Raw genomic sequence first — 24,098 nt, 5'->3', positions numbered from 1 at the left:
AAGCTGCCGGGCCTTTACGAAAGTTCCGACAGTTTCATCGTCAGGCGTCCCTTAAATTCGATCTCTCCAAGATCATTTGAGGTAACGGCGCATGCCGTTGTAATCGCCATGAACCAACACGATACATCGCGCGCTTCGTCGCTCGGCAGCAACCTTCTTCTCGCCGTATTGATCGGCTGCGCCACCGTGATGACCGCATGTCCGGTCGACACACCCGACCCCGCCGACACAACGCACGCTGAAAACACTACGCTCGTACCGAATGAACTGCGCTGACTTCCTTTTGGCTTACGAACACGATCTTTCGTCGGTTTCTGCCAGTCCATCGCCAATACGGCGGCTCTGGACGCGCGCTAAACTGAATTGCCTGCATTAAGTGCCGGAACAGTCATCGATGCACAGGAAAACTTTGCGTCCTGGCGCCACATGATTGTGTTCCAGTAAGCGGTATCTGAACACGCCTGTCCAAGAACAACGACCATGACTGAGGTATTTCGAGCGTGACAGACCTTTCTTCGTTTTCCGCAGTTGCCGATACTCACGGCACCGCCCACCCGGCGAAATCCCCGGCTACTGCCAGCGCTTCTCATCTGAATGAAGCGGATTTTCTCGATGTCGTTCGGCTGACACCGCTTGTGTCCATCGACCTGATCGTGACCGACGGCAATCGTCGCGTGCTGCTCGGGCAGCGGCGCAACCGTCCGGCGCAAGGCATGTGGTTCGTACCGGGCGGACGCGTGATGAAAGGCGAAACGCTCGATACCGCGTTCACGCGCGTGGTACGCGACGAGCTGGGTATAGCCAGCGTCCAGCGTTCAGCCTCGCGTTTGTTCGGCGTATTCGAGCACCACTACGACGACAACTTCGCCGGCGTTGCGGACATCAAGACGCATTATGTGGTGCTCGCTTACTCCATCACGCTCGGCGGCGCCGTGCCTATAGGCCGCTTCGTTCAGCACAGCGGTTACGCGTGGCTGCTGCCCACTGAAGTGCTCAGTCGTGACGACGTGCATCCGAACGCCAAGGCTTATTTTCGGTAACACGCAGCGACGCAGTCCACTTGATTGGCGAGCGGCTTCATGAGCCGCTTTTTTTTGGCCCATGCACATACGAAAAAAAGCCCGCACGAGGCGGGCTAAAGACCATAGCGCGCACCGGGGGGCTAGCGCTACTTGAAACACGGCACATGCTGCAATTGATTACGTGTCCCCGACACGGCCGGACCTGCCTGCAGCTGACAAACTCCGGCGACGTCGTTATCAGGCATCGACTGCGAGTTCGGGCGTTTCATCCAAAGGCGGTTCGTCTTTCGGCTCGACTTCGGGTTCGGCTTCGGGCGCAGGGCGACGGCTTGCAAGGAACGCCTTCAGATAGGCGTCAAACTGCTGCGCCACTTCCGGATGCCGTAATGCGAACTCGACAGTCGCTTTCAAATAGCCGAGCTTGCTGCCGCAATCGAAACGCTTGCCTTTGTACCGATACGCCAGCACCTGTTCGTCAGCGAGCAACGCCTGGATTGCATCGGTCAACTGGATCTCACCGCCCGCGCCCGGCTTCTGCGTGCGCAGATGCTGGAAGATGCGCGGCATCAAGACATACCGCCCCACCACGCCGAGGTTCGACGGCGCCAGCGCCGGTTCGGGCTTCTCGACCACACGCGCGATCTTGAACAGATGATCGTCCCACTGACGCCCGTCGATCACGCCATACGATCCTGATTCGCTCGGATCGATCTCCTCGACACCAAGCACCGACGAGTGATATCGATTGAACACTTCGACCATCTGCGCCATGACGGGTGGTTCGCCGTCGAGCAGATCGTCGGCGAGCATCACGGCAAATGGTTCGTTACCGATCAGCTTTTCAGCGCACAGCACGGCGTGGCCAAGGCCCAGCGGTTCGGCCTGACGCACGTACACGCAGTCCACATGCGACGGCTTGATGTTGCGCACGAGGTCGAGCAACTCACGTTTGCCGCGTGCCTCGAGCTCGCTTTCGATTTCATATGACTTGTCGAAGTGATCTTCTATGGCGCGCTTGCCGCGGCCCGTGACGAAGATCATTTCCGTAATGCCTGCGGCGACCGCTTCTTCCACCGCGTGCTGGATCAGCGGTTTATCGACGATCGGCAGCATCTCTTTCGGACTTGCCTTCGTTGCAGGAAGAAAACGCGTTCCCAGTCCTGCGACGGGAAACACCGCCTTGCGTACTTTCAGCATATCCGCCCCTTGTTTGTCCGGCGCTCGCGAGCGGGCCAGGATTTCTAGTGAGTGTGACTTGTTTGACTTATGTGGCTTATGTGGCTTATGTGGCTTGGCGAACGCATCACGCTCGTGCGCCATGCGCGTCGCAATTTCGATCACTAGCGATCACTAAGGGCCAGCTTATTACTCGAATATCGAAACCATCTGCCAACATCTCGTGCTTTTCAGACGACTGATATGACGCATCATCATCGCCGCGTATAGTGCGACGCATACGAGACCAAATACCCGCCGCTCTGACCGACAACGGAGAAAGTTGATGGGACACGCCAATGGCATGAGCCGGTTGCAGATTGTGCGCCCGACCGGTGCAGATATCGCACTCGCGCACGAGCTGCACGATCAATCATCGCCCGATGCAACTGAACACGATCTGTCCGCCCCCAGCCAGGATCCGGCACACGAAACTGCCAACGACGCAATGCAAGACGTTATGCACGAAGCCAGACTCGAAGGCACGCCGGCACCCAAGCGAATCGGCATTCTTATCTTCGAAGATTTTTCGCTTGTCGAAGTCAGTTCGATTTCCGAAGTGTTTTCGCTCGCCAATGAGATTCACGAACTGTCGGATGCAGCCGCGATCAAGGGTGGCGAGACGCCGGACTATGCGCTGCTGTTTTTATCGAGCGATGGCGGCAGCGTTGCCAGCAGTTGCTCCATGCGCATCTGGACCGAAAGTCTCGACACACGCTGGATGAGCGATTGCGATGCGCTGTTCATTGCCGGCGGAGAGGGCGCACAGCGCGCGAAACTCGACACGCAGTTGCTGCGCCGCTTGAGCCGCGTCGCGCCGAAGATTTCCTTCGTGAAGGCAATCGGCGAAGGCTCGCAGATTCTCGCCGCGGCGAACCTGTCGCTGCAGAATCGCGCGCCCGACTTCGAGGACCCCGCAGCGGCGTCCGCGTTGACGAGCTCGTTGTTCATTGCGGAACAGACGCTCACGCTCGATGACCCCAAGGGTCCGATCGCAGCCGCGTTGTCGATCATCAAGCGCGATTACGGTCCGGCGCTGGCGCGGGAAGTATCGGAGCGATCGATCCCCGGCGCGTGGCCGAAGCTGTCCGCCGTGCTCGAAGACACCGACGTGGGCGGCGTGCGGCAAAAAATCGACGCAGCCGCGCGCTGGATGCGTGAGAACTATATCCGCCCTATTTCCATCGCCGATGCCGCGCGTGTCGCCGCCATGAGCGAGCGCAACTTCCTGCGCCGGTTCAAGGCGCAGATCGGGCTGACGCCATCGGAATATTTATTGCGCGCCCGGCTCGATGCAAGCTGCATGTTGCTCGCGGCGACCGACCTGCCCGTCGACAAGATTGCACGCCGATGCGGCGCGGGAAGCGGCGACGGACTGGCGAAGATCTTTCGCAAACGCCTGTCTATCTCGCCGACGGAATACCGGCTTGCCGGACGCAGGAAAGCAGCAGAAGATTAAATAGATACGATGTAAAAGCACAGCGCGACAAGCCGTGCGCGACGTTTTCGGTCGCAGCACGGCGCGCGTTTTTCGGGGGAAGCATGACAAGTACCACCTTGATGGCCATGTTCACCAACCTGGGTGACGTGGCGGTGACCATTCCGGTCGCGGCGGGATGCGCGATCTGGCTGCGGGCAACGGACAAGCGCGAGGCGCTGGTCTGGATTGCATCGCTTGGCGCCGCGCTGGCGCTGGTCGGGATCAACAAGATTCTCTATGCGGGCTGCGGCATCGAAGTCCGATCGCTCGATTTTCGCGTGATCAGTGGCCATACCATGCTGACATCGGCGGTATGGGGCGTGACGTTCGGATTGCTGGCCGGGAGTTGGCGCGCGGGCTGGTACGGGCTTGGCGCCGCGGCAGGGTTGGCGCTCGGCGCGCTGATCGGGTTCTGCCGGGTCGTACAGGATGCACACACGCCCATTGAGGTCGTTGCCGGATGGTTCCTCGGCAGCGGCGTTGCGCTGTTTTTCCTGCGGCGCTTTTTCGGTCAGCCGCGCAAGATGACAGGGTCGATATTCGCGGGGCTCGGGCTGCTGGTTGTATCGACGATTGCTTACGGGCATCACGCCCCGATTCAGCAAATCCTGGTCGCTTACTCGCCGTGGTTATGCCGGTGGTTCGATTTCTGATTCTGTCCGGACTTTGCTCGCACCGGTCCATTCGATGATGCGAGCCGCGTCCTATTCAAGCACAGTCAGTTCCGCCTGTTCGATCTGCTCGGGCACGGGCGCCGGCATCAGCTCCGCCATGCATTCACGCAGATAAGCCTCGAAACCCTCCCGCACCTCCGGGTGTTGCAACGCGAGTTGCACGGTCGCCTTCAGATATCCGAGCTTGCTGCCGCAATCAAAGCGCGTGCCGTAATAACGGTAAGCGAGCACCTGTTCGGCTGAAAGCAATGACGCGATGGCATCGGTCAGTTGAATCTCGCCGCCGCTTCCTGGCGGCGTCTCGCGCAGATGCGAGAAGATCCCGGGCATGAATACGTAGCGTCCGACCACGCCGAGATTCGATGGCGCCAGCGCCGGCTGCGGCTTCTCCACGATGCCCGACAACTTGATGATGTCCTCCTCCCACTCGCGCCCTTCTATCACGCCGTAGGACGCGCTATCGATGCGGTTGATGCGCTCCACGCCGATCACCGAGCTATGGTAATGATTGAAGACATCGACGAGCTGCTTCATCACCGGCTCCTTGCTGTGGAGCAGATCATCCGCGAGGATGACGGCGAACGGGTTGTCGCCAATCAGCTTCTCGGCGCACAACACCGCATGTCCCAGGCCGAGCGCGTTCGGCTGGCGGACATAAAAACAATCCACGTTCGCAGGCTTGATCTTGCGGACGACGTCGAGGAGCGCCTGCTTGCCGCGCGCTTCGAGCTCCGCCTCGATCTCGTACGATTTATCGAAGTGATCCTCGATCGCACGTTTGCTACGGCCCGTCACGAAGATCATTTCCGTGATGCCGGCGGCAATCGCCTCTTCGACGGCGTACTGGATCAGCGGTTTATCGACGACGGGCAGCATCTCCTTCGGGCTCGCCTTGGTGGCGGGCAGGAAACGCGTTCCAAGTCCGGCGACAGGAAATACGGCTTTGGTGACTTTCAGCATCGCGCGCTTCCCAAATGAATTATTTTATTGAGGCACGAACAGCCGTTCGTGCGGTTTCGTACATACGCATTGCCGATGACCGTGGTTATCCACGAAGAATCCGCTTTGATTCAACAACCCGCTCCAGCTCGGTCGTTTCAATCGAGCACTATTCGATGTCCTCAGCCTGCGGAAAACGGATGCCTGATGCATTCATCTTCGACATCGGATCGTTGCGCAGCGCGTCTCTGTACGCCGAGACCGCGGCGAGGACCAATAAAACAGCAATACCAGCGAGTGCGTGCATGTCCATGGCGTTACCCTGTTTTCGAATGGTTTGAAATGAAGTTATCAGAAAAAAAACGGCAAATAATTGCCGCCGTTTCCAGCCGAATTAATTCGTTACCTTTCGAACAGACCCCGACGAGTTTTTTCCCGATCATGCGCAGTACGAGGTGTTTCCAGGCGGTTGCCGCGCATATTTTTCCATTATTTGCGGGACTAACATGACACTCACGACACCTACTGAGTGAGCGCGTCCCAAAGGCGCCGTAGGCCCGGCATTGACCGGTCCCGCTTATATGAACGAAACATCGCGGACATGAGGTTTTTAATGAGCGACTCCTCCCTGCTCGATCCGGCGGCTTCTTCCCTGCAGTTATCGCCGGAGCGGGTAGCCACGGTCAGCGTGGAAGACAAGGACATCGCCATCAATGCGTGGCGCGGTTTCGCCGCGCTCCTGGTCGCGTATTTCCATTGCCGCCAGATCACGTGGATCGGCATCCAGCAGTTTCACAAGACGGCTGCAGGCTTCGATCTCAACACGCTTTTCAGCTACCTCACCTTTCCGATTGCGTGGGGCTCGGCCGGTGTGCCGATCTTCTTTGTGATCAGCGGCTACTGTATTCATCGTGGAACGGCGCGCAAGCTGCTCACCAACCCGTCCGCACCCTTCGATACCGGCAATTTCCTCATGCGCCGGTTCGCGCGGATTTACCCGGTGCTGCTCGCGGCGCTCGTGCTGACGTATGTGCTCGATTCGTGGAGCCGCGGCTTTTCGCCGGTTAGCCCGAAGATCGGGACGCTTGACCTGCATTTGTTTATCGTCAATCTGCTTTCGCTGCAGGGTGTAGCAGGCGGGACATTCGGGTCGAACGGCGCGCTGTGGACGCTGTCGCTCGAGGTGCAGTTCTATCTTGTGTATCCGCTCTTGATTGCGCTACGCCGGCGGATCGGCATGAAGGCGATGCTGGCGAGTGTGGGCGTGGTCAACGTGGTGTCCGCGCTCGTGTTCGAGCGTCACGAGATCATCTTGTTTGCGTCGTACTGGTTCTCGTGGACGCTCGGCGCGTGGATCGCCGAAGCGAAGGCCGCGCCGGATGCGGTCAAGTTGACGAAGGGATCGTGGAAACTGCTGGGTGCGGCACTCGTGGTTGCGTTGGCTGGATGTGCCGCGTTCCAGGTTGCGCAGTATCTGGCGTTCCAGCTTTGGGCAGTGGCGTTCGCGCTGTATCTGTATCAGGTACTCGATAAACCCATGCGAAATTCGTTGCCCGTACGGGGATTTTCATGGCTCGGCGAGTTCAGCTTCTCGCTGTATATCGTGCATATTCCGATTCTGATTTTCCTTGGATCGCTGCTGTTCCGCTCGACACTGCAGACCGCGATCTGGCCGTCGTTCGTGTTCATGATCGTGCCGGTGGCGGTGGGGTTCGTGTTTTATATGCTTGTAGAACGGCCTGCCATGCATTGGTCGGCTAGTTTCAAGCGGAGGTAGGTGAAGGGCGGTGAGGCCGTTGCCAAACAGCGCACGGATGTTTATAAACGACCAGCCGACCGCCGCTCAACGGATGACGCCGTTTCGGTTTGGCTACTGCGCAAGCCGATCAAATCACGGATTTACTTGTCGTCATCCACATCGCCGGCTTGTTTGAAGCGCCGTGCTTCCAGCTCCAGCCGCGTCTTGGCTAACTCTTTAGCCAGCAGCTTTTCGTCAGGCAATACGGTCTGGTACTCTGCAGCCAGCACTTTGTTCGGCAGGCCTTCGAGCGCGTAACGAGCTTCTGCCGGGCCTTTTTCGGCGCAGAGAATCAAGCCTACGGGTGGATTTTCTCCAGGCTTCATCCAATGTTCGCGCGCGTAGTTGAGGTACAGGTGCATTTGGCCGGCATCGGCATATCCAAATTTGCCGACCTTGAGGTCAATCACCAGCAGGCACTTGAGATGACGATGGAAGAAAAGCAGATCGACGCGGAACCAGGTGTCGTCGATGCGTAGCCGGCGCTGACGGCCTACAAACGCGAAGTCGTCGCCCAATTCCAACAGAAAGTCGGCCAGGTGCTGGATTAATGCGTCTTCCTAGTCGGATTCGGAGTATTCGTCCTTGAGATTGAGAAATTCCAGAACGAAGGGGTCTTTGATCGCCTGCTCGGGCGTAAGGGCGTCGCCTGGTTTGACCACCTCGCTTTTTTCCAGCATGGCAGCCTTGTTGCGGGATAAAGCCGTGCGTTCGTAAAACTGGCTGCCAATTTGTCGATCAAGCTGGCGTACCGACCACCCTCCACGAGAGTTTCAGCTTCGTAGAAGCGCCGAGCCTGCTCACTTTTGACCGAGAGCATACGCACATATGCCGACCAAGGCAGGGGAAAGGCATTTGCAACGGTGAATAAGTCAACTACGTTACGCCGCAGGGAATCTGAAGTTTTTGTGCTGACAGAAACCGCAGACGGTATCTGCGGATTTTGATGTCCGCTCAATTTCGCAGACACTGTCTGCGAAATTCGCTCCGTCGGCCAAGCCTGGTAGAACGAGCGCATTTGCTCTAGGTTGCGCGCGGAGAAGCCGCGGCCGAATCGGGCAGACAAGTCGGCGGATAGTCGCTTGATCAGCGCGTCGCCGTATGCCGCCCGATCCTGCCCGCGTTGTTCGAACTCGACGACGCGTCTGCCAATCTCCCAGTAACTGGCAGTCATCAGCGCATTGACGCTGCGTGCGGCAGCGAGGCGTGTACTTTCCAGCAAAGCCACGATATCGCCGTGGATGCCAACATAATCGGAATGCGAGGAAACGAGATCGGTCATACCGTGGTCTCGTTTTTCAACGTCGAGTTTCGGCGCAGCGAACGCTTCCCGCTTTTCACCGCGTCATTATTCCTGTTCTCGATCACCTCTGCCTCCTCGCCCACTGTCCATAGCCTCTCGCACGCTAATCATTTCAGGACGACGGCTTCGATGAAGTCGTGCCTGAAGCAGACGCACCTAACCCCCGCAGCACCGCCACATTGTACCGGCGACACCCGCAGGCGATGCGCTACCGTTGGCAACGCTTAGCGTTTTCGAACAGTCCGGTAGGCGAGCTTTTTTGCAACTCATCCCCGCTTCGACCTTCCCCTCCCGGCAACATCCGACAGGATCTTCTGCACGCTTTCTACATACCGCTCCGTGCCGAAGCGGTTGATCGCGTTTGCATAACCCTGCTCGACCAGGCGGCCGCGCAAGTCCGCATCGGCGGACAGCTCGCCAAGCACGCCCGCCAGTTCAGTCACATCTCCCGGCGTGCACAGGATGCCGTTCTCGCGATTCGTCACGATATCCACCACACCGCCGGCACGCGCGGCCACGACCGGCCGCTTCGCCAGCATGCCTTCGATGATCACGCGACCGAACGGCTCCGGACTGATCGACGTATGCGCGATGACATCGACTGCTTTCATGCACGCCGCAATGTCATGCTGGAACCCCAGAAAATGCACGCGATCCCCAATCCCGTGCTCAAGCACATAAGCCCGCAATTCCGCCTCGTAAGCATCCTCGCCAAAGAGGGCGGCGCCTACCAGCACGGCGTGCATGTCGGGCGCCTCCAGCAGCGCCTCGAGCAACACGTGCTGCCCTTTCCAGCGCGCGAGCCGGCTGAACGATCCGACCAGAAACGCATCCTGCGGCAAACCAAAACGCGAGCGCAATTCATGTTGCGCGACCGCTTCGAGTTCCGTGAACGGCTCGGCTGAAATGCCGTTGAACACCACATCCAGACGCTCTTCTTTCATCCGCGTCAACGCGGTAAGCGCGACCGCCGACGCAGTCGAATTGGCGATCACACGTTCCAGCATCAGCTTCGTGCACCACTTGATGATGGTGAGCTGCGTCTTGCCGAAATGCTCGGGGCTGACGATATCGCGAAGATGCCACACGACCGGCCGCCGTGAGATCAGGCCCGCGATTGCGCCAACGACCATCGCGCGCTGAGTGTTCACATAGATCACGTCGGAGTTGCGGGATTTTTCCAGCGTGCCGCGCACGAGTCCCATCACGCCGCCGATCATGCCGGCACTCGGCCGTTTCATGCCGCTGTCCTTGCTCACGCCGCCGAGCGCGGCGCCATCGAGCACGTCGACCTTGATGCCGACCGCTTCCAATGCAATGCGAAACGGACCGTCATCGAAGAGAACTGTCTCGTTGTTGCCGCGCATGTTCTTCATGACCTCGAGCAGCGATAATTCCGCGCCGCCGAGCACGCCGCTTTGATCGACTGCGAGCACCCGCATGCCATCGGCGGCTTCGTTTTCTTCGTCCTGCTTCGGCGTTGTCGTCTTGACCTTGCGCACGAGGGGAACCGGCGGCAACGCCGGCGGTGGCAGCGTGAACTGCGGCGCGACGCTTTGCACGTAGGCGCGCAGGTTATCGCGGAAATGCCTCACCGAAAAACGCTCGGCATTCGCGCGGCAATCCGCGGGTTCGATCTTCACCGCGCCGAGCTCGAAGCCATCGACGGCATCGATGATCGATTCGGTCGTTTGTTCATCGAAGAAGAGGCCCGTCGGACATGCGTTCGAACTGTCGAGCACGGTTTCCAGCGCACCGCCCTTCCCGTAAGCAATCACGGGCGTTCCGCACGCCTGCGCCTCGACCACCGAGATGCCGAAGTCTTCTTCGGCCGCAAACACGAACGCCTTCGCGCGACGCATCTTGTCCTGCAAGACCGCGAACGGCTGATATCCCATGATCTCGATGTTCGCGGTCGCCTTCGCTTGAATCTTGCGCATGTCGGGACCATCGCCGATCACCACCAGCTTGCGCTCGGGCATCTTTGCAAACGCCTCGACGATCAAGTCGATCTTCTTGTACGGCACCATGCGCGACGCGGTCAGATAGAAGTCCTCTTTCACCTCGCAAAGCTGGAATGCATCGACATCTACCGGCGGAAAGATCACATGCGAATCGCGGTGATACACCTTGTTGATCCGACGCGAAATGAACTCCGAATTCGCGATGAAATGATCCACCGAGTTCGACGTCCGGATATCCCAGTTGCGCATGTAGTGCAACACGAGGCGCGCGAGTCCCGACTTGATGCCGACCGTGAGGTTGGATTGCTGCAGGTACTGATGCTGCAGGTCCCACGCATAGCGGATGGGCGAATGCACGTAGCTCACGTGGATCTGATCCGGACCGGTGAGGATGCCCTTCGCGACCGCATGGCTGCTCGAGATCACGAGGTCGTAACCGGAGACATCGAGTTGCTCGATGGCAAGCGGCATCAACGGCAAGTACGATCGATACCGCTTCTTCGCCTGCGGCAGCTTCTGGATGAACGACGTGGTGACCTTCTTGCCGCGCATCCACGCGCGCTCCTCCATGAAGTCGACCACGCTGAACAGATCGGCTTCCGGAAAGCAGATAAGGATCTGTTCCAGCACCTTCTCGGCGCCTGCAAACGCGACGAGCCAGTCGTGCACGATCGCTACGCGCGGTATCCGCTTTGCAACCCGTGCGCGATGCTTTGGCGGCGCATCCATCACGGAAGGCGGATTCACATCAGTGCGGTCAGCGTGATCCTGAACCGGGTCGATGAGCACTTCATCGAGATCATGTCTCATGCGCCACTCCTCACCTCAAACCGTGGATTTCACGCGTCGTTTCAGACGCGTACTCAACTCGCGAACAAAGCTGCGCGCCATGGAGCGCAGCGCGGGTCGCGTCAACAGGGAACAGCCGGCATTGAGGCCTGCAATAACGAACGCCGCGGCAATCGACTGCAACGGGTATTCAATTGGATCGATGAGGTAAGCGACACCGAGTCCCGCGACAAGAAACGCGAGGTGCAGGAGCATGTCGGCGGCGATTGGCCGGGCGTTGACGCGTGAGATCCACAGCAGCAGACCGTAGTCGACGAGTGAACGCGCGACGACCACGCTCGCCGCGCCGATGGGACCGAAGTGCGCAATACCGAACCACAGCGCCGTCACGAAGAACGGCAGTTGCACGAGGCCGATGCGCGCGGCTGTAGCGGGATTGATCTGCGACTGGATCATGATGCGCGTGACGCTTGCCTGCCCGACAAGCCACACGCCGATGATCAGGATCCGGCCAACGGGTGCGCTCGCGATGGCGATTTCCTGCCCGACCCACAGATGCAGAAACGGTGCGAGCACGAGCATCACGAACAACGCGATCGGTGTGAACACTCCGTTCAGGAACTCGAGCGACTGGCGGACCATTGCATCGGCGTGATCGCGCTTGATTGCCGACAGCCGCGGAAACAACGTGCGCACCAGCGAATTCGGCAACATGTTCAAACGCGTGACGAGGTTCTGCGGCACCGTGTAGTAGGTGACGAACCGCGCGCCGAGATTTGCGCCGAGAAGGATGCGATCGAGCGAATCGGTGATCATGCTGGAGATGGTTGCAACCAGCATCCATCCGCCGAACTTGAACAAACCGCCGGCCACGCCAAGTTGTGGCCATTCGATGCGTTTGATGTCGAGCACCTTGATGCTCGCGCGCGCAAGCAGCACGACCGCGATAACACGCGCGACCACGGCGGCGGCAAGCACCGTCTGCAGGTTCGGCGCGATCTTCCATGCAGCCGCGAGCGGCAACAACTGGAAGAGGAACGTGCCGATTGTCTGGTTCGTGTTGTAGATACCGAAGCGTTCGACGCCGTTGATGGCGCCCGCGCATACCCATGAAACGTTTGCGATGGGGATGGCGAGCGCGAGCCACGGAAGCGCGTGATAGACCTCGCGCTGCATGTCCGGGGATGTGTGTGCCACGTAGGCCGTGTAGGCGAAGGCGCCGAAGTAGATCAGCGCTCCGCCGATGATTCCCGTGCCCAGGTTGAGCCAGATGGCGCTCCAGAAAACGCGCGAGCGGGCTTCGGGGTCGTTTGCTGCGTGCGCCTTCGAAATTTGATGCTGCGCGGCCATGCCCATGCCGAGATCGAGAATGCCGAAGTAGCCGATAAGCGTCCAGACGAGGCTGATGACGCCATAGCGTTCGACACCTACGAGATGGATGTAGGCAGGTACGGTGATCAGGGAGACGAAGGTGGGCAGCACCAGTCCCGAGAAGTTGATCGCCATGTTTTTGATTAACGATTTTTCCATCGGGGGCGGGTCGTTGGCAGTTGGTTTTAGGAGGTTTTCAGGTGTTGTGGGGCGGGCTTAATGCCGGGTTGTTGCTCTTAATGTCTTCGCACGTTACTTGTTAGTTATCCTCTTTATCGCCGTTAGCCACTGTGCGTGGCGGCACTTCATTTCTTTTTCCAACGGCGAAAAAGAAATGAAGCAAAGAAAACGCCTCTCAACCGCTAATTCTTAAGTGTCCCGAGCGTGCACGTTTATCGGTTTGGTACTTCAGAAGCACGCTCGACGCCGGACTTCAGAACACTTGAAACCCTCCCCCTCCGTAAACGGCAACCCACACGCTTCGCCACCAGTGTGGGAATCCACTAATCAGGCTTACGCGCGCCAGCGCCCAAAACGAAGGGTCGGCTGCACCGGTTCCATGGTGTTCCGTGCTTGGCCGCTTCCCGGTGAGGAGGTCTTGGGCAAGTTCAAGATGCTGTGGGCTCGTTATGCGCTAGACCGTTGTTATGCGTTGCGCAGGTTTCCGTATTGACTGCCACAATTACTGGTGGCGAAGCGTGTGGGTATCCGTGTTCGGAGGGGAAGGGTTTCAACTGTTCGTGGTTATAGCGGTAACCGTTCTTCTGACGTACCAAACAGTTGTCACTGCACGCTCGGGACACTTAAGAATTAGCGGTTGAGAGGCGTTTTCTTTGCTTCGTTTCTTTTTCGCCGTTGGAAAAAGAAATGAAGTGCCGCCACGCACAGTGGCTAATAGTGCTAAAGAGAACGACTAACAATGAACGCGCGCAGACTCAGAAAGCAGCAACCCGGCACAAAACCCCACCCCACACATCCAACCCCCCAGAGACCCTTACGGTCTCCACCTGTACATCATCACCTTCCCCCGCGCATCCTCTTCTACAAAAATCAAATACTCACCATTAGCCTGCCGGCTAGCACTAATCCCATTCGGCACATCAACCCACCCCGACGCCCCCCCCACTTCCGGCCCCGGCTTGATCACCCCAACTTCAAGCCCCGTATCCTTCTCATACACATGAACCATCCCGACCGGCTCTATCGAAAAGAGATACTTGCCCTCCACCGTCAGCCCGATCGTGGTCGCAAGCGGCTTGCTCTTCGTATCCCACGGCAACGCAATCGAATAACGCTGCTTTGGCGTGTCCGAAGACCAACGGTCATAGCGCACCAGGCGTCGACCCACTTCCTTCCAGTACCCACGATCAAACGGCTCGTCGGCGGTGTATCCCGTCAGGTACATCGTGTCGGTATCGGCCTCGTATATGGCGCGCTTCACTACATTGAACGGCGCAGGCATCGGATAGTTTTGCGCGTTGTTGTACGTGTAAAGCGGATTGCCTACCTTGTCCACGCCGCCATACCTGAAGCGATTGATGCCGCTCGAATCGCTCGTGTGCCAGATGTCACCCTTGGTGTCGACCCACCATCCCCAACCGCCCGGATTGGGCAGCATCGCGCTGTTCGACTCGAACTCGTTCGGCTCGAAGCGGCCGTTGCCGTTGTCATCGCGCCAGATCCAGTCACCGCCAGCCGGATGATTCGGGATGTTCGCGGCGCCGCGTTCGCGACCAGCGAAATACCCCGAAGGAATGGCCAGTTCACCATCGCGCTTTGCATCGAACCGATAAATCTTCAGGTGATCCGAATACATGTCGGTCAGATACAGGAACGTCCGGCCGTCGAGCTTGCGGGCGATCGGCTGGCCCGGCCAGTCATCCACGCTGAAACTCGGGTCCTCGGGATACTTGAAACGCCCCGATAGAAACCCCGCGTACTTCCATTCCTGTCCCACCGGTTTCGATAAATCCAGTTCAAAACGCTTGTTGCCGGTGTACACGCTGTTCGGCCGCGACGGATCCATCCACGCGCCGTCCACGAACAACAAGCCCTGCACTTCCCACAACTGCTTGCCATCTGGCGCGTAGCTTTCGAGCGTGGCGCCAAGCCCCGCGCCCGTCGACCCTTGGCGCACGCCAATGCCGTTCGTCGATACATAGATGTTGCCCGCCGCGTCGGCGCCGACGCCCGTCAGTCCATTGAAACGCTGCGGGCCAGGCTTGCCCGCGACGCCAGAGAAAATTCCGCCTCGCTCACCCAGCGCGCCCGTCTCGCGATACTTGTTCGCCCCGCCATCGCGCGTCAAAATCAACACCTGTTGACGTGGGCCGTTGTCTGCGACCAGCAAACGCCCTTGCGTATCGACAGCAACATCTACTGCATCCGTGCCGGCCGCGAACGCCGGCGCATCGTCGATCACCGCACCCGCCGGCGTGTAATGCGCAAGCCGCGCCTTTGCACCTTGCGTGTTGGTCAGCGCCCAAAGCGTGCCGTCCTTCGCGAGCGCGAGACGCCCCGGTTGCGGCGCGCTCCAGTTGCTCTTTTGCTGCATCGTTTCGGCGTCGTACACTTCGATGCGATTGGCCGATGTGTTCGCGACATACAACAACGCATCGGTCGCCGCCAACCCGCCCACGTCCTGCCTGAACTCGACCTTCGGTGCGCCCCGCTTCTCATCCGGCGCCTCGTTGACCATCAGGAACGCGGCCGCAAGCTGGGCGTGCCCGTCGGCTTTATCGGCGGCGAGGCTCGCCTGGAATGTGGCGGGCCGCTTCATATCGGCAAGTTCACGGCGCGACACGCCGAACCACTGCTTGCCCTTCGGCGGCCATACACCCGGCTTCGACAGACCGCCGCGTTCATTGCCCACGGCGACCGCCACAAATACGTAGCGCTTGTTGATCGCTATTGCGTTGCCGCCGTAATGACCCCAGCCGTGTGTGCCATCGGCTCTGCCGAGCACCTTGCCGTTCTTGTAGACACTGACCTCGGCGCCGCTCTCGTCCCACGGCGAGTTGGTGAACACGCGGCCGTCCGGGGCCACGGCGATCGCGGTGATGTTGATCTGCGTCCATGCGCCATCGCCGAAACCGAACGTGTTGCCAATCCAGGATGTGCGCGCCTGCAGCACCGTCGCCGGCGCCACGTACGCCGGATATGCCGGAGCCGCTGCCGCCACGCCAAGCGCACCCACTACTACGAACCGCGAAACCACAACTGAAAAACGATGCAAAGTGCGAAGCAAGAGGTTTTCTCCATCTGAGAGCGGCCGGCTCTGCTCGATCGGCCAATGGAGCAGTAGAGGCGTCACGGCCGTTACTCGGGTTAATCAAGCCTACCGTTCAAATATTGCAAAAAAATCTGAAATAAATGGAAGGTGAAATGAGCACGGGTGGATCGGAATTCCGGTCCGACTTATTTTGTTCAAAAAAATTGTTTCGAAAAGTAATAGCGCGCTTGACTCAGGCGGCTTACAAAGCGCCGTTGGATGCCATGACAAGCAAGGGGCCACCAAATATTTTCATAATTGTTTCGCCATAGAATTAACGACGATTTTGGGCGATTTATCTGTGCGGCCCGCATCGAAACGGTGGGGATCACGCGCGGGAGCTTCACATTCCAAAACCGCTCAACCCGATTTCAACGATTTTTCCAGCCGTTTCCCGGCGCGAGCCCCACTGCCGCTGCAGCAAATGATCCGGTTTGTTCTGTCCCCTTGCGTAATGACCCGCATGTTAAAATTCTCGGCTGAATCGATGCGAAAAATGGCCCCGGCACCTCGTTGGCGCGCAGCACGAAGCTTGCTTACCAATAACTTGCTCAAGGGTCGCCATGTCGGAATGGCGCAAACAGAAGGCGCTGCAATCCACCCGCGACATGATCGCCGCACATACCAAGCGCAATGAACGACACAAAACATCCTGATGGCGGCAAGAAGCGTCGCCGCGCTCTCATCACGGGTCTTTCGGGATTCACCGGACGCCACATGGCTGAGCGTCTGCTGGACGAAGGCTACGACGTGTGGGGCACGACCTCGCCGGCATCGGAGGCCGATGTACCGGGGACGACCGGCGTGCCGGTCGATCTCCTGGATCTCGACGCCGTGCGCGCTTGCGTGTCCGACGCGAACCCGGACGTCGTCGTGCATCTGGCCGGTCTTGCGCACGTTACCGGCAATCCGCCGACACAAAGTTATCTCGTCAACATCATGGGTTCGCGCAATCTGCTCGATGCCCTTGCGCTCCTCGATAAAAAGCCCCGTGCGGTGCTGATGGCGAGCACATCGAATGTGTATGGCAACGCGAACGTGGAAGTCATCGACGAGAACGTGCCGCTCAATCCCGGCAACGACTACGCAGTCAGCAAGCTCGCCATGGAGAACATGGCGCGTTTATGGCTCGACCGCCTGCCTATTTTCTTTACGCGGCCGTTCAACTACACGGGAGTTGGCCAGGGCGAAGATTTCCTGTTGCCCAAGATCGTCAATCACCACGCGCGCCACGAACAAAAAATGTCGCTGGGTAACCTCGCGGTGAGCCGTGATTTTTCCGATGTCCGCGATGTCGTCGAGGTCTACACGCAATTGATCGAAAAAGCGCCCGTGGGCGAAGCGTTCAACACGTGTTCCGGTATCGGCCATTCGCTTGGCGAAATCCTCGGCATGATGCGCCGTATCGCGGGGTACGAGATCGAGGTGTTCGTCGACCCTCGCTTCATGCGCCGCAATGAGATTGCGAAGCTCGTTGGTTCGAACGTCAAGTTGCGTCGTGCGATTGGCCGCGTGCCGGTTACGCCGATCTACGACACACTCGAGTGGATGTATAACCACGCGCGTGCAAAAGTTGAAAGCGCGGCGACCGTCAAGACGTAACGTGCCCGTTCCTGACTTGCCCGTTAGGCAGCGAGTGGTCTGCAAGCCGCGTCTGGCCGGCAAGCGGATCGTCCGCAGGCACTTGCAGCGATGATTGGCGCCTATACACTTCTGCTATCCATTCAATAAACACTTTCACGCGACGCGGCTGATGCCGGTTGGCCGCGTAAAGAATGGACACGATCCGCGGGTACGATGGATACGCCTGCAGCACCTCGCGCAGCTCCCCGCTTTCCACATACGATGTCAGCGTGTAGCCCGACGCCTGGATCAGTCCGAGTCCTTTCAAGCCACATTCCACGTACGATTCGGCGTCGTTCACGGCGAGCATCGCCTTGAGTGGAACGGTGCGCGTTTCCCCGTCCACGACGAATTCCCATGGCCTGACGCGTCCCGTCTTGCTTACCAGATAGTCCACACAATAATGATTCTCGAGATCCTCGAGCGTCTTCGGTTCGCCGTATTTCTCGATATACGATGGCGCCGCGACCGTGATTTGCGAATATCGTCCGATGGTCTTCGCGACCAGGCCAATATCGCCGACAGCGCCTACGCGGATCACGCAATCGACACCGGCTTCGATGATGTCGACTTGTTTATCGGTGAGACTCATTTCTACCCGGATATCCGGGTAGGCCGCGAAAAATTCCGGCAGCGCGCCGATGATCGTGCTTTTCGCCATGAGAGCTGGCAGGCTGACGCGCACGGTGCCTTTCGGGCTGAGTTTCGAGCGTGAGAGCACGGATTCCATGTCATCGACTTCGCCGAGGACGCGCACGCAGCGCTCGTAATAGATTTCGCCGTCTTCGGTGATGCTGATGCTGCGCGTGGTGCGGTTGAGCAGGCGCGCGCCGAGGTGAGCTTCGAGGGCTTGCACGGTGCGTGAGACGCTGGCGGCGGGAAGGCGCAAGGCATCGGCGGCCTTCGAGAAGCTGCCGCTCTCGACGACACGGACGAAGACTTTCATCGCTAGGAAACGGTCCATGGATGGGGGTTCCAGGCTAGAGGTTATACGGGGAGGCGCTGGGCGCGCGGGCCCTGAAAGATGAATATTACGATGGAAATGGGAATGGGGCGTTGGATGGGCGTTGGATGGGCGGGGCGGGGGTGGGATGGGGGTGGGTCAGGGTTGGCGGTCGAGGGTGATGCCGGGTTGCTACTCTTTAGGCTAACGCGCGTTCGTTTTTATCTGATTTTTTTAGCACTATTAGCCACTGTGCGTGGCGGCACGGACAGTGGCTAATAGTGCTAAAAAAATCAGCCAAGACGGAACGCGCGAAGACTTAAAGAGCAGCAACCCGGTATCAACCCCCAACCGCTACACAAAACCAACTCAATGCAAAACCCCCACCTCAATAGCCTCGCCATAAACCGAAGCCACGCGGCGAGCGATCACCGGCGTATCGAAGTTAGCCTTGGCATAATCCCGACATGCTTGCTCGCTTGGCAAAACAAGCGACCCGTCGAGCGCACCGATCAACCCCTCGGCGATCGCATCAACCCCAGTAGAAGGCAAAACAAGATTCCCTGACAAAGGCGCAACCGCCTCCGGCAACCCGCCAACCGGCGTAACCAGCACCGGCGTGCCTGACGCCAGCGACTCCACCGTAATCAACCCGAACCCCTCGAGCGCAACCGTCGGCACGATACTCACATCAGCCGCCCGATAAAGCGCCGCCAAATGCCGATCAGGCACAAACCCGAGAAGACGCACGTTATCGTCGAGACCGGCTTCGGTAATGCGCGCCTGCAGCTCTTCAGCCAGCCGCCCCTTCCCCGCGATCAGCAACAACACATCGGGCTGCTTCGCCTTCACGCGCTTCATCGCTTCAATAAGATCTTCCAGTCCCATGCGCCGCACGAGTCGCCGCACTGCAAGCACGACCGGACGATCCTGCGGAAGCTGCAAACGCCGGCGCGCATCGGCACGGCTCAACGGCACGTTGAACTGCGAAACATCTACACATCCCGGCACCACGCGAATCCGGTCTGCAGGAATGGAATATCGCGACTGCAAGATCTCGCCGAATGCCTCCGATAAAACAATCAGCCGCGTCGAACGCGCATACACACGTTGCTCGAGCATCCGCTTGGTACGTTGCCCAATGGTGTCCGCGCCTTCGACATGACTTTCGTCGGCCCAAGGCCCCTGGAAATGCGAGACCTGCGGAATGCCACGCGTGACATCGAGTCCGGGGAACGTATAAAGCGCAAAATGCGACGAGACGACGTCGGGCGTTTCGCGGCTCAGCGAGGCACGCAACGCACGGCGCGCCGCCATCAGCCGGCGCGGCAACGATTGCGCGGCAGGACCAAAACCGTGAATGGCGCCTTCTGTATCGGATGCGACTCGCGCCGATCCCGCAACCACCCCACGCACCGTGACGCCCGCGTGCGGCAGCGATTGCGCGGCAGGACCAAAACCGTGAATGGCGCCTTCTGTATCGGATGCGACTCGCGCCGATCCCGCAACCACCCCACGCACCGTGACGCCCGCGCGCGGCAGCGCGCCAACCAGCGTGTGATACATGCGGTCGAGACCGCCCGCGCGCTCAGGGAACCAGTGCATCCCGATCTGCAGCGACTTGATGGCTTGTGTGCTCATATCCCTGACCCCGCTTCAATATCGTTGGAAATAAACTACTTATATGGCGGCCACGCTTTCGGCCTTTTGCGCATCGCTTGTATCGTTCGATGAAGCCACTGCACCCTTCTGATTCGCAAACCCGCGATACAGATCCAGATAGCGCCGCGCCATCCGCGCCCATCCGAACTGATCCGCAAGCAGGCGCGCGGCCACGCCCATTTCACGGCGTAGCTCAGGTGCATCCGCGAGCTTCAAGACAGCTCCCGCGAGCGCGGTGGCATCGTCGGGATCGTCGAGCACGATGCCGCAATCCGTGCCGATGATCTCCGCCCCGCCCGCCGTCTTCGCCGTGATGACCGGCAAGCCGGCCGCGAGCGCCTCGAGCAGGGACAAGCTCATGGCTTCGTATCGCGAAGGGAAAACGAATGCATCGACGGAATGCATGAGCGTCGGCATGTTCTTCACGAGCCCGAGAAAATGCACGCGATCGCTGATGCCGAGCGCCTTCGCTTCATCGGGGTAAGGGCTGCCCGGGATGTAACCGGCGACCGCCAGATGTACGCTCGACGGTAGCTCCAGTAGCGCCTTCAGGACGGTGTCGAGATTCTTGCGCGGCGTGCGCAGGTCGCCCACGAACAACAGCAGGCAGGCATCGTCGGGAAGCTGGAACTGCGCCCTATCGCTGCCCGTGCGACGTGCCGCCGTGAAAGCGGTCGTATCCACGCCGTTGTAGACGACCTCGATGCGCTCGCTCTCCGTACCGTTTGCGCGAATCTCCACGGCGACCTTCTCTGACACTGCCGCGATGATCTTCGAGCGCTGGTACGCCCAGTGTTCCAGCTTTGCGTTGACGTGGCTGTAGATGACTTGATACGCAGACCACAAACCGCCCGTGAGCTTGAACGGATAGTAAGGACTCCGCAGCCATCCACCATGCACGAAATGGGCGGTGTTCACATCGGCTTTGGTCCACGATATGAATCCGTTCACATGCAGCACGTCATAGTCCTTTTTGTGTTTCTTCAGCCACAGCGCGGTCTTCAGCGCGAAGACCTGCTGCTTGAAAAGCTTGGTCGGCCAGAAGCGCCCGACCTTGATCGCGACCCATCGCAAACGCGTTTCCGATGCCAGTTCGGGCGCCACATGCGACGCAAGCAACGTGACCTGGTGGCCCTCCGCCAGCGCGGCGCGTGCGATCTCGTAGTTCACGCGGCCTTGCCCGTCGTTATGACGCACGACATGGGTGACGATGGCGATTTTCATCGGATTGCCTTTTGTGGAATGGATTGTTCGAAGACCGCGCGTGCCCGCTTCTTTTCGAGCCGCATGTGATGGCGAGCGGCCAGGACCGAGCACAGGCCCATGTAAAGGATCATTCCGCCAATCGATGTGAAGGTGTTGGTGAAGACCAGCATGCCGACAATCGCAAACGCCACGCTCAATGAGGCTTGCGCGTACTTGTCATCGCGCAGGGAAAACGACGCACGGAATGCGCGCATCAACAGCAGGCCGAGTCCGGCGAGGTACATCAGTGAACCTGGCCAGCCGAGCACGAACGGCACGTTCATCACGCCGCTGTCGAAGCTGCCGTATTTTCCCAGATCACCGTTCGATGACGAAAGCTTGGTCGAAGAACCGGTCGCCCCAAAACCTTCGCCCGACACATCCGTAAAGGCTGTTTTCGCAAACGATGCATAGAACTCGTTGCGCGCGGCGTAGCTGTTGTCATCGCTGAGATTGGTGATGGATTGCAGGCGCGTCGCCATCTTGTCGGCGATAGGACCGAAGGTCAGCAACGGCACCGAGAGCGCGACCAGCACCACTCCGCCAATCAGAATCCGCACGCGTACCTTGTTGCTCGCCTTGATGATTTGCAGGACCATCGCGATGACCCAGCCGCCCCACGTCGAGCGCACCATGCAAAGTCCGAACGAGATAAAGCCGAGACCACCGGCAAGCCATCGCACGCTCTGGGTGCCGGCCATGGTGAAAGTGAGCGCGGCCATCATCGCGAGGGCGAACGGGCCGGATGAATTCATGGTGCTGAACACACGCACGCCAAGGCGAACGGGGTCGCCCTGCGACGCCATTTGCGATCCGATCATCCACATTGCGTCCCATGCGGGCATGATGAAGAACTGCACGAGCCCGTAACCGCCCATGAACAGCATGCCCCAGATGAACGTATCGAGAATCGCCTGGCGATACTTTGGATATTCGCGTGCATGGACCATGATGTGGAATCCGATAAGCACCGGATAAAGCCACGCAGCGAGATCGTAGGTGGCCGCCATGGGGCCGTTTGACATCACGCCGATCAGATACGCATAAGCGAGCCCGAGGAAGATCAGCAGGACCGGCACGCCGCGTCTTTCGGCAAGCACGCGGTAATGCCGCACAACGGTCAGCGCGCATATCATCGTGACGACAACCGGCGCGATCTGGATCAGGCTCGTCGGCGTGAAGCCGCCCTTTGCGTAGTCGGCAAGGCGCCGGACTTCCGGGCTCAGGAACCATTGCCACCAGACAAAGCCGATGTATCGGGCGGGGCTCTTGAAATAAAGCCACAAGCCGACAGCTGTCGATAAAAACGGAAAAGCCAGCGTCAGCACCGTGCCCTGATGCGCGAGGATGAGCAGCAGCGTGAACGCCCAGAAGCCGGTCTGCGGCACCCAGTGTTTGGGTTCATCGCGGAACAGTCCGAGGAACCCTGCGCGCGCGGGCTTACCGCCGTTCTCGATCAGATCGGCAATGAATTTGGGCGTGCGCGGAGCGGCTGGCGTGCTCATCGTCAGTGCGCCCTGCGTGATGATGCGATGCCGTGAAGATCGGCATGCGCCGGCGTTTCGACGGGACGCGCATTACGCATGAACTCCTGCGTGATGCGGACGTGCTGCATCGCGAACTGATGGGTCGTGTAATCACGCGCCGCAAAGTGACGGCTCGCGGCCTGCGCGCGCTGCAGCGCGAGTTCCGGATTGGCGACGATTGTCTCGAGCGTGCGCTGCAACGCCTGCACGTCGTGCGGCGGCACATAAAACACATGCTCGGGTCCAAAGTAATCGCGCAACGAACCGACGTCGGAAACAATCACGGGCTTGCCCAGCGCAACGGCTTCCAGCACGACCGTGATGCCTGAAACATGCGTGTTATGGCGCAACGGCACGACGATCACATCGGCCCAATCGTAGAGTTCGCGCGCCGCCTTGAGGCCGATGGCCGGCGCGATCATCACGTTGCCGGCATGCAGTTCCTTCGATACCCGGCGACGCGTCGCAATCCGCACTTCACATGCAGGATTCTGCCGAAATGCCTTGACCAGCGATTCCCAATCGCGATCACGATCATTGCCAATCGCGCCAATTCGAACGGGCGTATTCGGTTGCCACGCCGCTGTTTCCTGCAACGGGAAGTCGCGCGGATTGATGCCGTAGAAAACCTGCTGCACCTCGCGCTTCAGGTAGTCGCGCGCCATCTGCGCATTCTCGGTCGCGTGGGTGGTCAGCACATCGGCGCGTGCGAGCAGCTTCTTATAGAAGAGTTTCCTTATCGCACCGTAGCTCGCCCATTTATCGAAGAGCCAGACGCTTTGCGCGAGCAACATTGGATTGCCGCAGGCGCGTCCCTTCAACAAAAGCAACAACGCCGCCGATAAATGCTCGTGCTCCGTATGCGTCCACACCACGTCCGAATTCAGGATCTCGTCGCGATTGCGCCATGTATGAATGAAATCGAAGCCGAGCACGGCTTTCAATCCGCGGCGAGCGAGACGCACGATCTTGTTCTCAGGTTTGTCGCGCGAATACGTCAGCGTCATCCCCGCCGACTCGGCATGGTGATATCCATAAAGACAACCAATGTTCTCGCCCTTCCGATAAAACCGCGGATCGGAGCCATAGAAAAGATGCACGTGAACCTTCGTAGGCTGCACGCCGGAAGCCTCGGCGTCTCCGTGTTGTCGCTGTGAATGCCGGACCCTCGATACGCGGCTCATGCGGCTTTCGCTCCATCGGAATGGCTGCGCATGGCTAGCGCATACTCTGCGGGTTCGTGCTGCGCTGATCGCATGTGCACACGTCTGAA

General features: G+C 59.2%; 18 protein-coding genes and 1 pseudogene. 7 read left to right on the top strand and 12 right to left on the bottom strand.

Annotation, left to right across the window (positions count from 1 at the left end; all coding sequences use genetic code 11):
• Positions 1 to 108 precede the first annotated feature (108 nt).
• Together ACRXB1_RS02525 and ACRXB1_RS02520 are read left to right on the top strand one after the other, a co-directional pair.
• The gene (locus tag ACRXB1_RS02525) at positions 109 to 276 is read left to right on the top strand and encodes a hypothetical protein (RefSeq protein WP_155524231.1); all 168 of its coding nucleotides are present in this window, start codon (positions 109 to 111) and stop codon (positions 274 to 276) included.
• Between the two features lie 314 nt (positions 277 to 590).
• On the top strand, positions 591 to 1,040 hold the full coding sequence (locus ACRXB1_RS02520; RefSeq protein WP_062000954.1) for a GDP-mannose mannosyl hydrolase: 450 nt from the start codon (positions 591 to 593) through the stop codon (positions 1,038 to 1,040).
• 219 nt (positions 1,041 to 1,259) lie between these two features.
• On the opposite strand, the gene galU (ACRXB1_RS02515) is transcribed toward ACRXB1_RS02520, so the two are convergent.
• A complete protein-coding gene (gene galU / locus ACRXB1_RS02515) occupies positions 1,260 to 2,219 on the bottom strand; it encodes a UTP--glucose-1-phosphate uridylyltransferase GalU (protein ID WP_082771313.1) in 960 nt (319 codons plus the stop codon).
• 304 nt (positions 2,220 to 2,523) lie between these two features.
• On the opposite strand from galU (ACRXB1_RS02515), the gene ACRXB1_RS02510 reads away from it, so the two are divergent.
• Both ACRXB1_RS02510 and ACRXB1_RS02505 read left to right on the top strand, forming a co-directional pair.
• Positions 2,524 to 3,696: a GlxA family transcriptional regulator gene (locus ACRXB1_RS02510; RefSeq protein WP_236873361.1), complete on the top strand. Its 1,173-nt coding sequence runs from the start codon at positions 2,524 to 2,526 to the stop codon at positions 3,694 to 3,696.
• A gap of 83 nt (positions 3,697 to 3,779) precedes the next feature.
• Positions 3,780 to 4,370 (top strand): phosphatase PAP2 family protein, encoded by a 591-nt coding sequence (locus tag ACRXB1_RS02505; RefSeq protein ID WP_172811945.1) that lies wholly within the window; start codon positions 3,780 to 3,782, stop codon positions 4,368 to 4,370.
• A gap of 51 nt (positions 4,371 to 4,421) precedes the next feature.
• Here the strand turns inward: ACRXB1_RS02505 and galU (ACRXB1_RS02500) are convergent, their stop codons facing one another.
• Positions 4,422 to 5,351 (bottom strand): UTP--glucose-1-phosphate uridylyltransferase GalU, encoded by a 930-nt coding sequence (gene galU / locus ACRXB1_RS02500; RefSeq protein WP_062167451.1) that lies wholly within the window; start codon positions 5,349 to 5,351, stop codon positions 4,422 to 4,424.
• A 148-nt stretch (positions 5,352 to 5,499) separates the two neighbouring features.
• On the bottom strand, positions 5,500 to 5,643 hold the full coding sequence (locus tag ACRXB1_RS02495; RefSeq protein ID WP_162915992.1) for a hypothetical protein: 144 nt from the start codon (positions 5,641 to 5,643) through the stop codon (positions 5,500 to 5,502).
• A gap of 300 nt (positions 5,644 to 5,943) precedes the next feature.
• On the opposite strand from ACRXB1_RS02495, the gene ACRXB1_RS02490 reads away from it, so the two are divergent.
• Entirely contained in the window at positions 5,944 to 7,107 is a 1,164-nt protein-coding gene (locus tag ACRXB1_RS02490; protein ID WP_449490988.1) for an acyltransferase family protein, read from the top strand.
• Positions 7,108 to 7,229: 122 nt separating this feature from the next.
• Here the strand turns inward: ACRXB1_RS02490 and ACRXB1_RS02485 are convergent.
• The 4 genes and pseudogenes from ACRXB1_RS02485 to ACRXB1_RS02470 form a co-directional block, all read right to left on the bottom strand.
• A pseudogene (locus ACRXB1_RS02485) lies at positions 7,230 to 8,410 on the bottom strand (PDDEXK nuclease domain-containing protein).
• A gap of 287 nt (positions 8,411 to 8,697) precedes the next feature.
• Positions 8,698 to 11,205 (bottom strand): glycosyltransferase family 4 protein, encoded by a 2,508-nt coding sequence (locus ACRXB1_RS02480; RefSeq protein WP_449490987.1) that lies wholly within the window; start codon positions 11,203 to 11,205, stop codon positions 8,698 to 8,700.
• Positions 11,206 to 11,220: 15 nt separating this feature from the next.
• Positions 11,221 to 12,714: an oligosaccharide flippase family protein gene (locus tag ACRXB1_RS02475; RefSeq protein ID WP_075357809.1), complete on the bottom strand. Its 1,494-nt coding sequence runs from the start codon at positions 12,712 to 12,714 to the stop codon at positions 11,221 to 11,223.
• Between the two features lie 835 nt (positions 12,715 to 13,549).
• Positions 13,550 to 15,790: a hypothetical protein gene (locus tag ACRXB1_RS02470; RefSeq protein WP_449490991.1), complete on the bottom strand. Its 2,241-nt coding sequence runs from the start codon at positions 15,788 to 15,790 to the stop codon at positions 13,550 to 13,552.
• 187 nt (positions 15,791 to 15,977) lie between these two features.
• Here ACRXB1_RS02470 and ACRXB1_RS02465 point away from each other — a divergent pair, with 187 nt between their 5' ends.
• Together ACRXB1_RS02465 and ACRXB1_RS02460 are read left to right on the top strand one after the other, a co-directional pair.
• Positions 15,978 to 16,463, top strand: coding sequence for a hypothetical protein (locus ACRXB1_RS02465; protein ID WP_449490986.1), 486 nt, complete (start codon positions 15,978 to 15,980; stop codon positions 16,461 to 16,463).
• Complete coding sequence (locus tag ACRXB1_RS02460) at positions 16,460 to 17,428, top strand: GDP-mannose 4,6-dehydratase (protein ID WP_449490985.1); 969 nt, start codon at positions 16,460 to 16,462, stop codon at positions 17,426 to 17,428. The genes ACRXB1_RS02465 and ACRXB1_RS02460 overlap by 4 nt, the downstream gene beginning before the upstream one ends.
• Here the strand turns inward: ACRXB1_RS02460 and ACRXB1_RS02455 are convergent.
• The 5 genes from ACRXB1_RS02455 to ACRXB1_RS02435 all read right to left on the bottom strand — a co-directional run bounded on the left by ACRXB1_RS02455 (position 17,418) and on the right by ACRXB1_RS02435 (position 23,946).
• A complete protein-coding gene (locus ACRXB1_RS02455; RefSeq protein ID WP_082778815.1) occupies positions 17,418 to 18,413 on the bottom strand; it encodes a LysR family transcriptional regulator in 996 nt (331 codons plus the stop codon). The genes ACRXB1_RS02460 and ACRXB1_RS02455 overlap by 11 nt on opposite strands.
• Positions 18,414 to 18,761: 348 nt before the next feature.
• Positions 18,762 to 20,033, bottom strand: a complete 1,272-nt coding sequence (locus tag ACRXB1_RS02450; protein WP_449490984.1) for a glycosyltransferase family 4 protein — start codon at positions 20,031 to 20,033, stop codon at positions 18,762 to 18,764.
• A gap of 39 nt (positions 20,034 to 20,072) precedes the next feature.
• The gene (locus tag ACRXB1_RS02445) at positions 20,073 to 21,278 is read right to left on the bottom strand and encodes a glycosyltransferase family 4 protein (RefSeq protein WP_449490983.1); all 1,206 of its coding nucleotides are present in this window, start codon (positions 21,276 to 21,278) and stop codon (positions 20,073 to 20,075) included.
• Positions 21,275 to 22,804 (bottom strand): glucose-6-phosphate isomerase, encoded by a 1,530-nt coding sequence (locus ACRXB1_RS02440; RefSeq protein ID WP_075359141.1) that lies wholly within the window; start codon positions 22,802 to 22,804, stop codon positions 21,275 to 21,277. The genes ACRXB1_RS02445 and ACRXB1_RS02440 overlap by 4 nt, the downstream gene beginning before the upstream one ends.
• A 2-nt stretch (positions 22,805 to 22,806) precedes the next feature.
• On the bottom strand, positions 22,807 to 23,946 hold the full coding sequence (locus tag ACRXB1_RS02435; RefSeq protein ID WP_449490990.1) for a glycosyltransferase family 4 protein: 1,140 nt from the start codon (positions 23,944 to 23,946) through the stop codon (positions 22,807 to 22,809).
• Positions 23,947 to 24,098: the final 152 nt, after the last annotated feature.

This window comes from Caballeronia sp. M23-90 (assembly GCF_053574605.1).
The sequence above is the reverse complement of the archived record's forward strand: the minus strand, read 5'-3'. Positions and strand labels throughout refer to the sequence as shown.

Coding starts and splice junctions, on each gene's coding strand:
- ACRXB1_RS02525 (WP_155524231.1), top strand. CDS start 109: ATGAACCAACACGATACATCGCGCGCTTCGTCGCTCGGCAGCAACCTT.
- galU (WP_082771313.1), bottom strand. CDS start 2,219: ATGCTGAAAGTACGCAAGGCGGTGTTTCCCGTCGCAGGACTGGGAACG.
- ACRXB1_RS02510 (WP_236873361.1), top strand. CDS start 2,524: ATGGGACACGCCAATGGCATGAGCCGGTTGCAGATTGTGCGCCCGACC.
- ACRXB1_RS02505 (WP_172811945.1), top strand. CDS start 3,780: ATGACAAGTACCACCTTGATGGCCATGTTCACCAACCTGGGTGACGTG.
- galU (WP_062167451.1), bottom strand. CDS start 5,351: ATGCTGAAAGTCACCAAAGCCGTATTTCCTGTCGCCGGACTTGGAACG.
- ACRXB1_RS02495 (WP_162915992.1), bottom strand. CDS start 5,643: ATGGACATGCACGCACTCGCTGGTATTGCTGTTTTATTGGTCCTCGCC.
- ACRXB1_RS02490 (WP_449490988.1), top strand. CDS start 5,944: ATGAGCGACTCCTCCCTGCTCGATCCGGCGGCTTCTTCCCTGCAGTTA.
- ACRXB1_RS02480 (WP_449490987.1), bottom strand. CDS start 11,205: ATGAGACATGATCTCGATGAAGTGCTCATCGACCCGGTTCAGGATCAC.
- ACRXB1_RS02475 (WP_075357809.1), bottom strand. CDS start 12,714: ATGGAAAAATCGTTAATCAAAAACATGGCGATCAACTTCTCGGGACTG.
- ACRXB1_RS02460 (WP_449490985.1), top strand. CDS start 16,460: ATGAACGACACAAAACATCCTGATGGCGGCAAGAAGCGTCGCCGCGCT.
- ACRXB1_RS02455 (WP_082778815.1), bottom strand. CDS start 18,413: ATGGACCGTTTCCTAGCGATGAAAGTCTTCGTCCGTGTCGTCGAGAGC.
- ACRXB1_RS02450 (WP_449490984.1), bottom strand. CDS start 20,033: ATGAGCACACAAGCCATCAAGTCGCTGCAGATCGGGATGCACTGGTTC.
- ACRXB1_RS02445 (WP_449490983.1), bottom strand. CDS start 21,278: ATGAAAATCGCCATCGTCACCCATGTCGTGCGTCATAACGACGGGCAA.
- ACRXB1_RS02440 (WP_075359141.1), bottom strand. CDS start 22,804: ATGAGCACGCCAGCCGCTCCGCGCACGCCCAAATTCATTGCCGATCTG.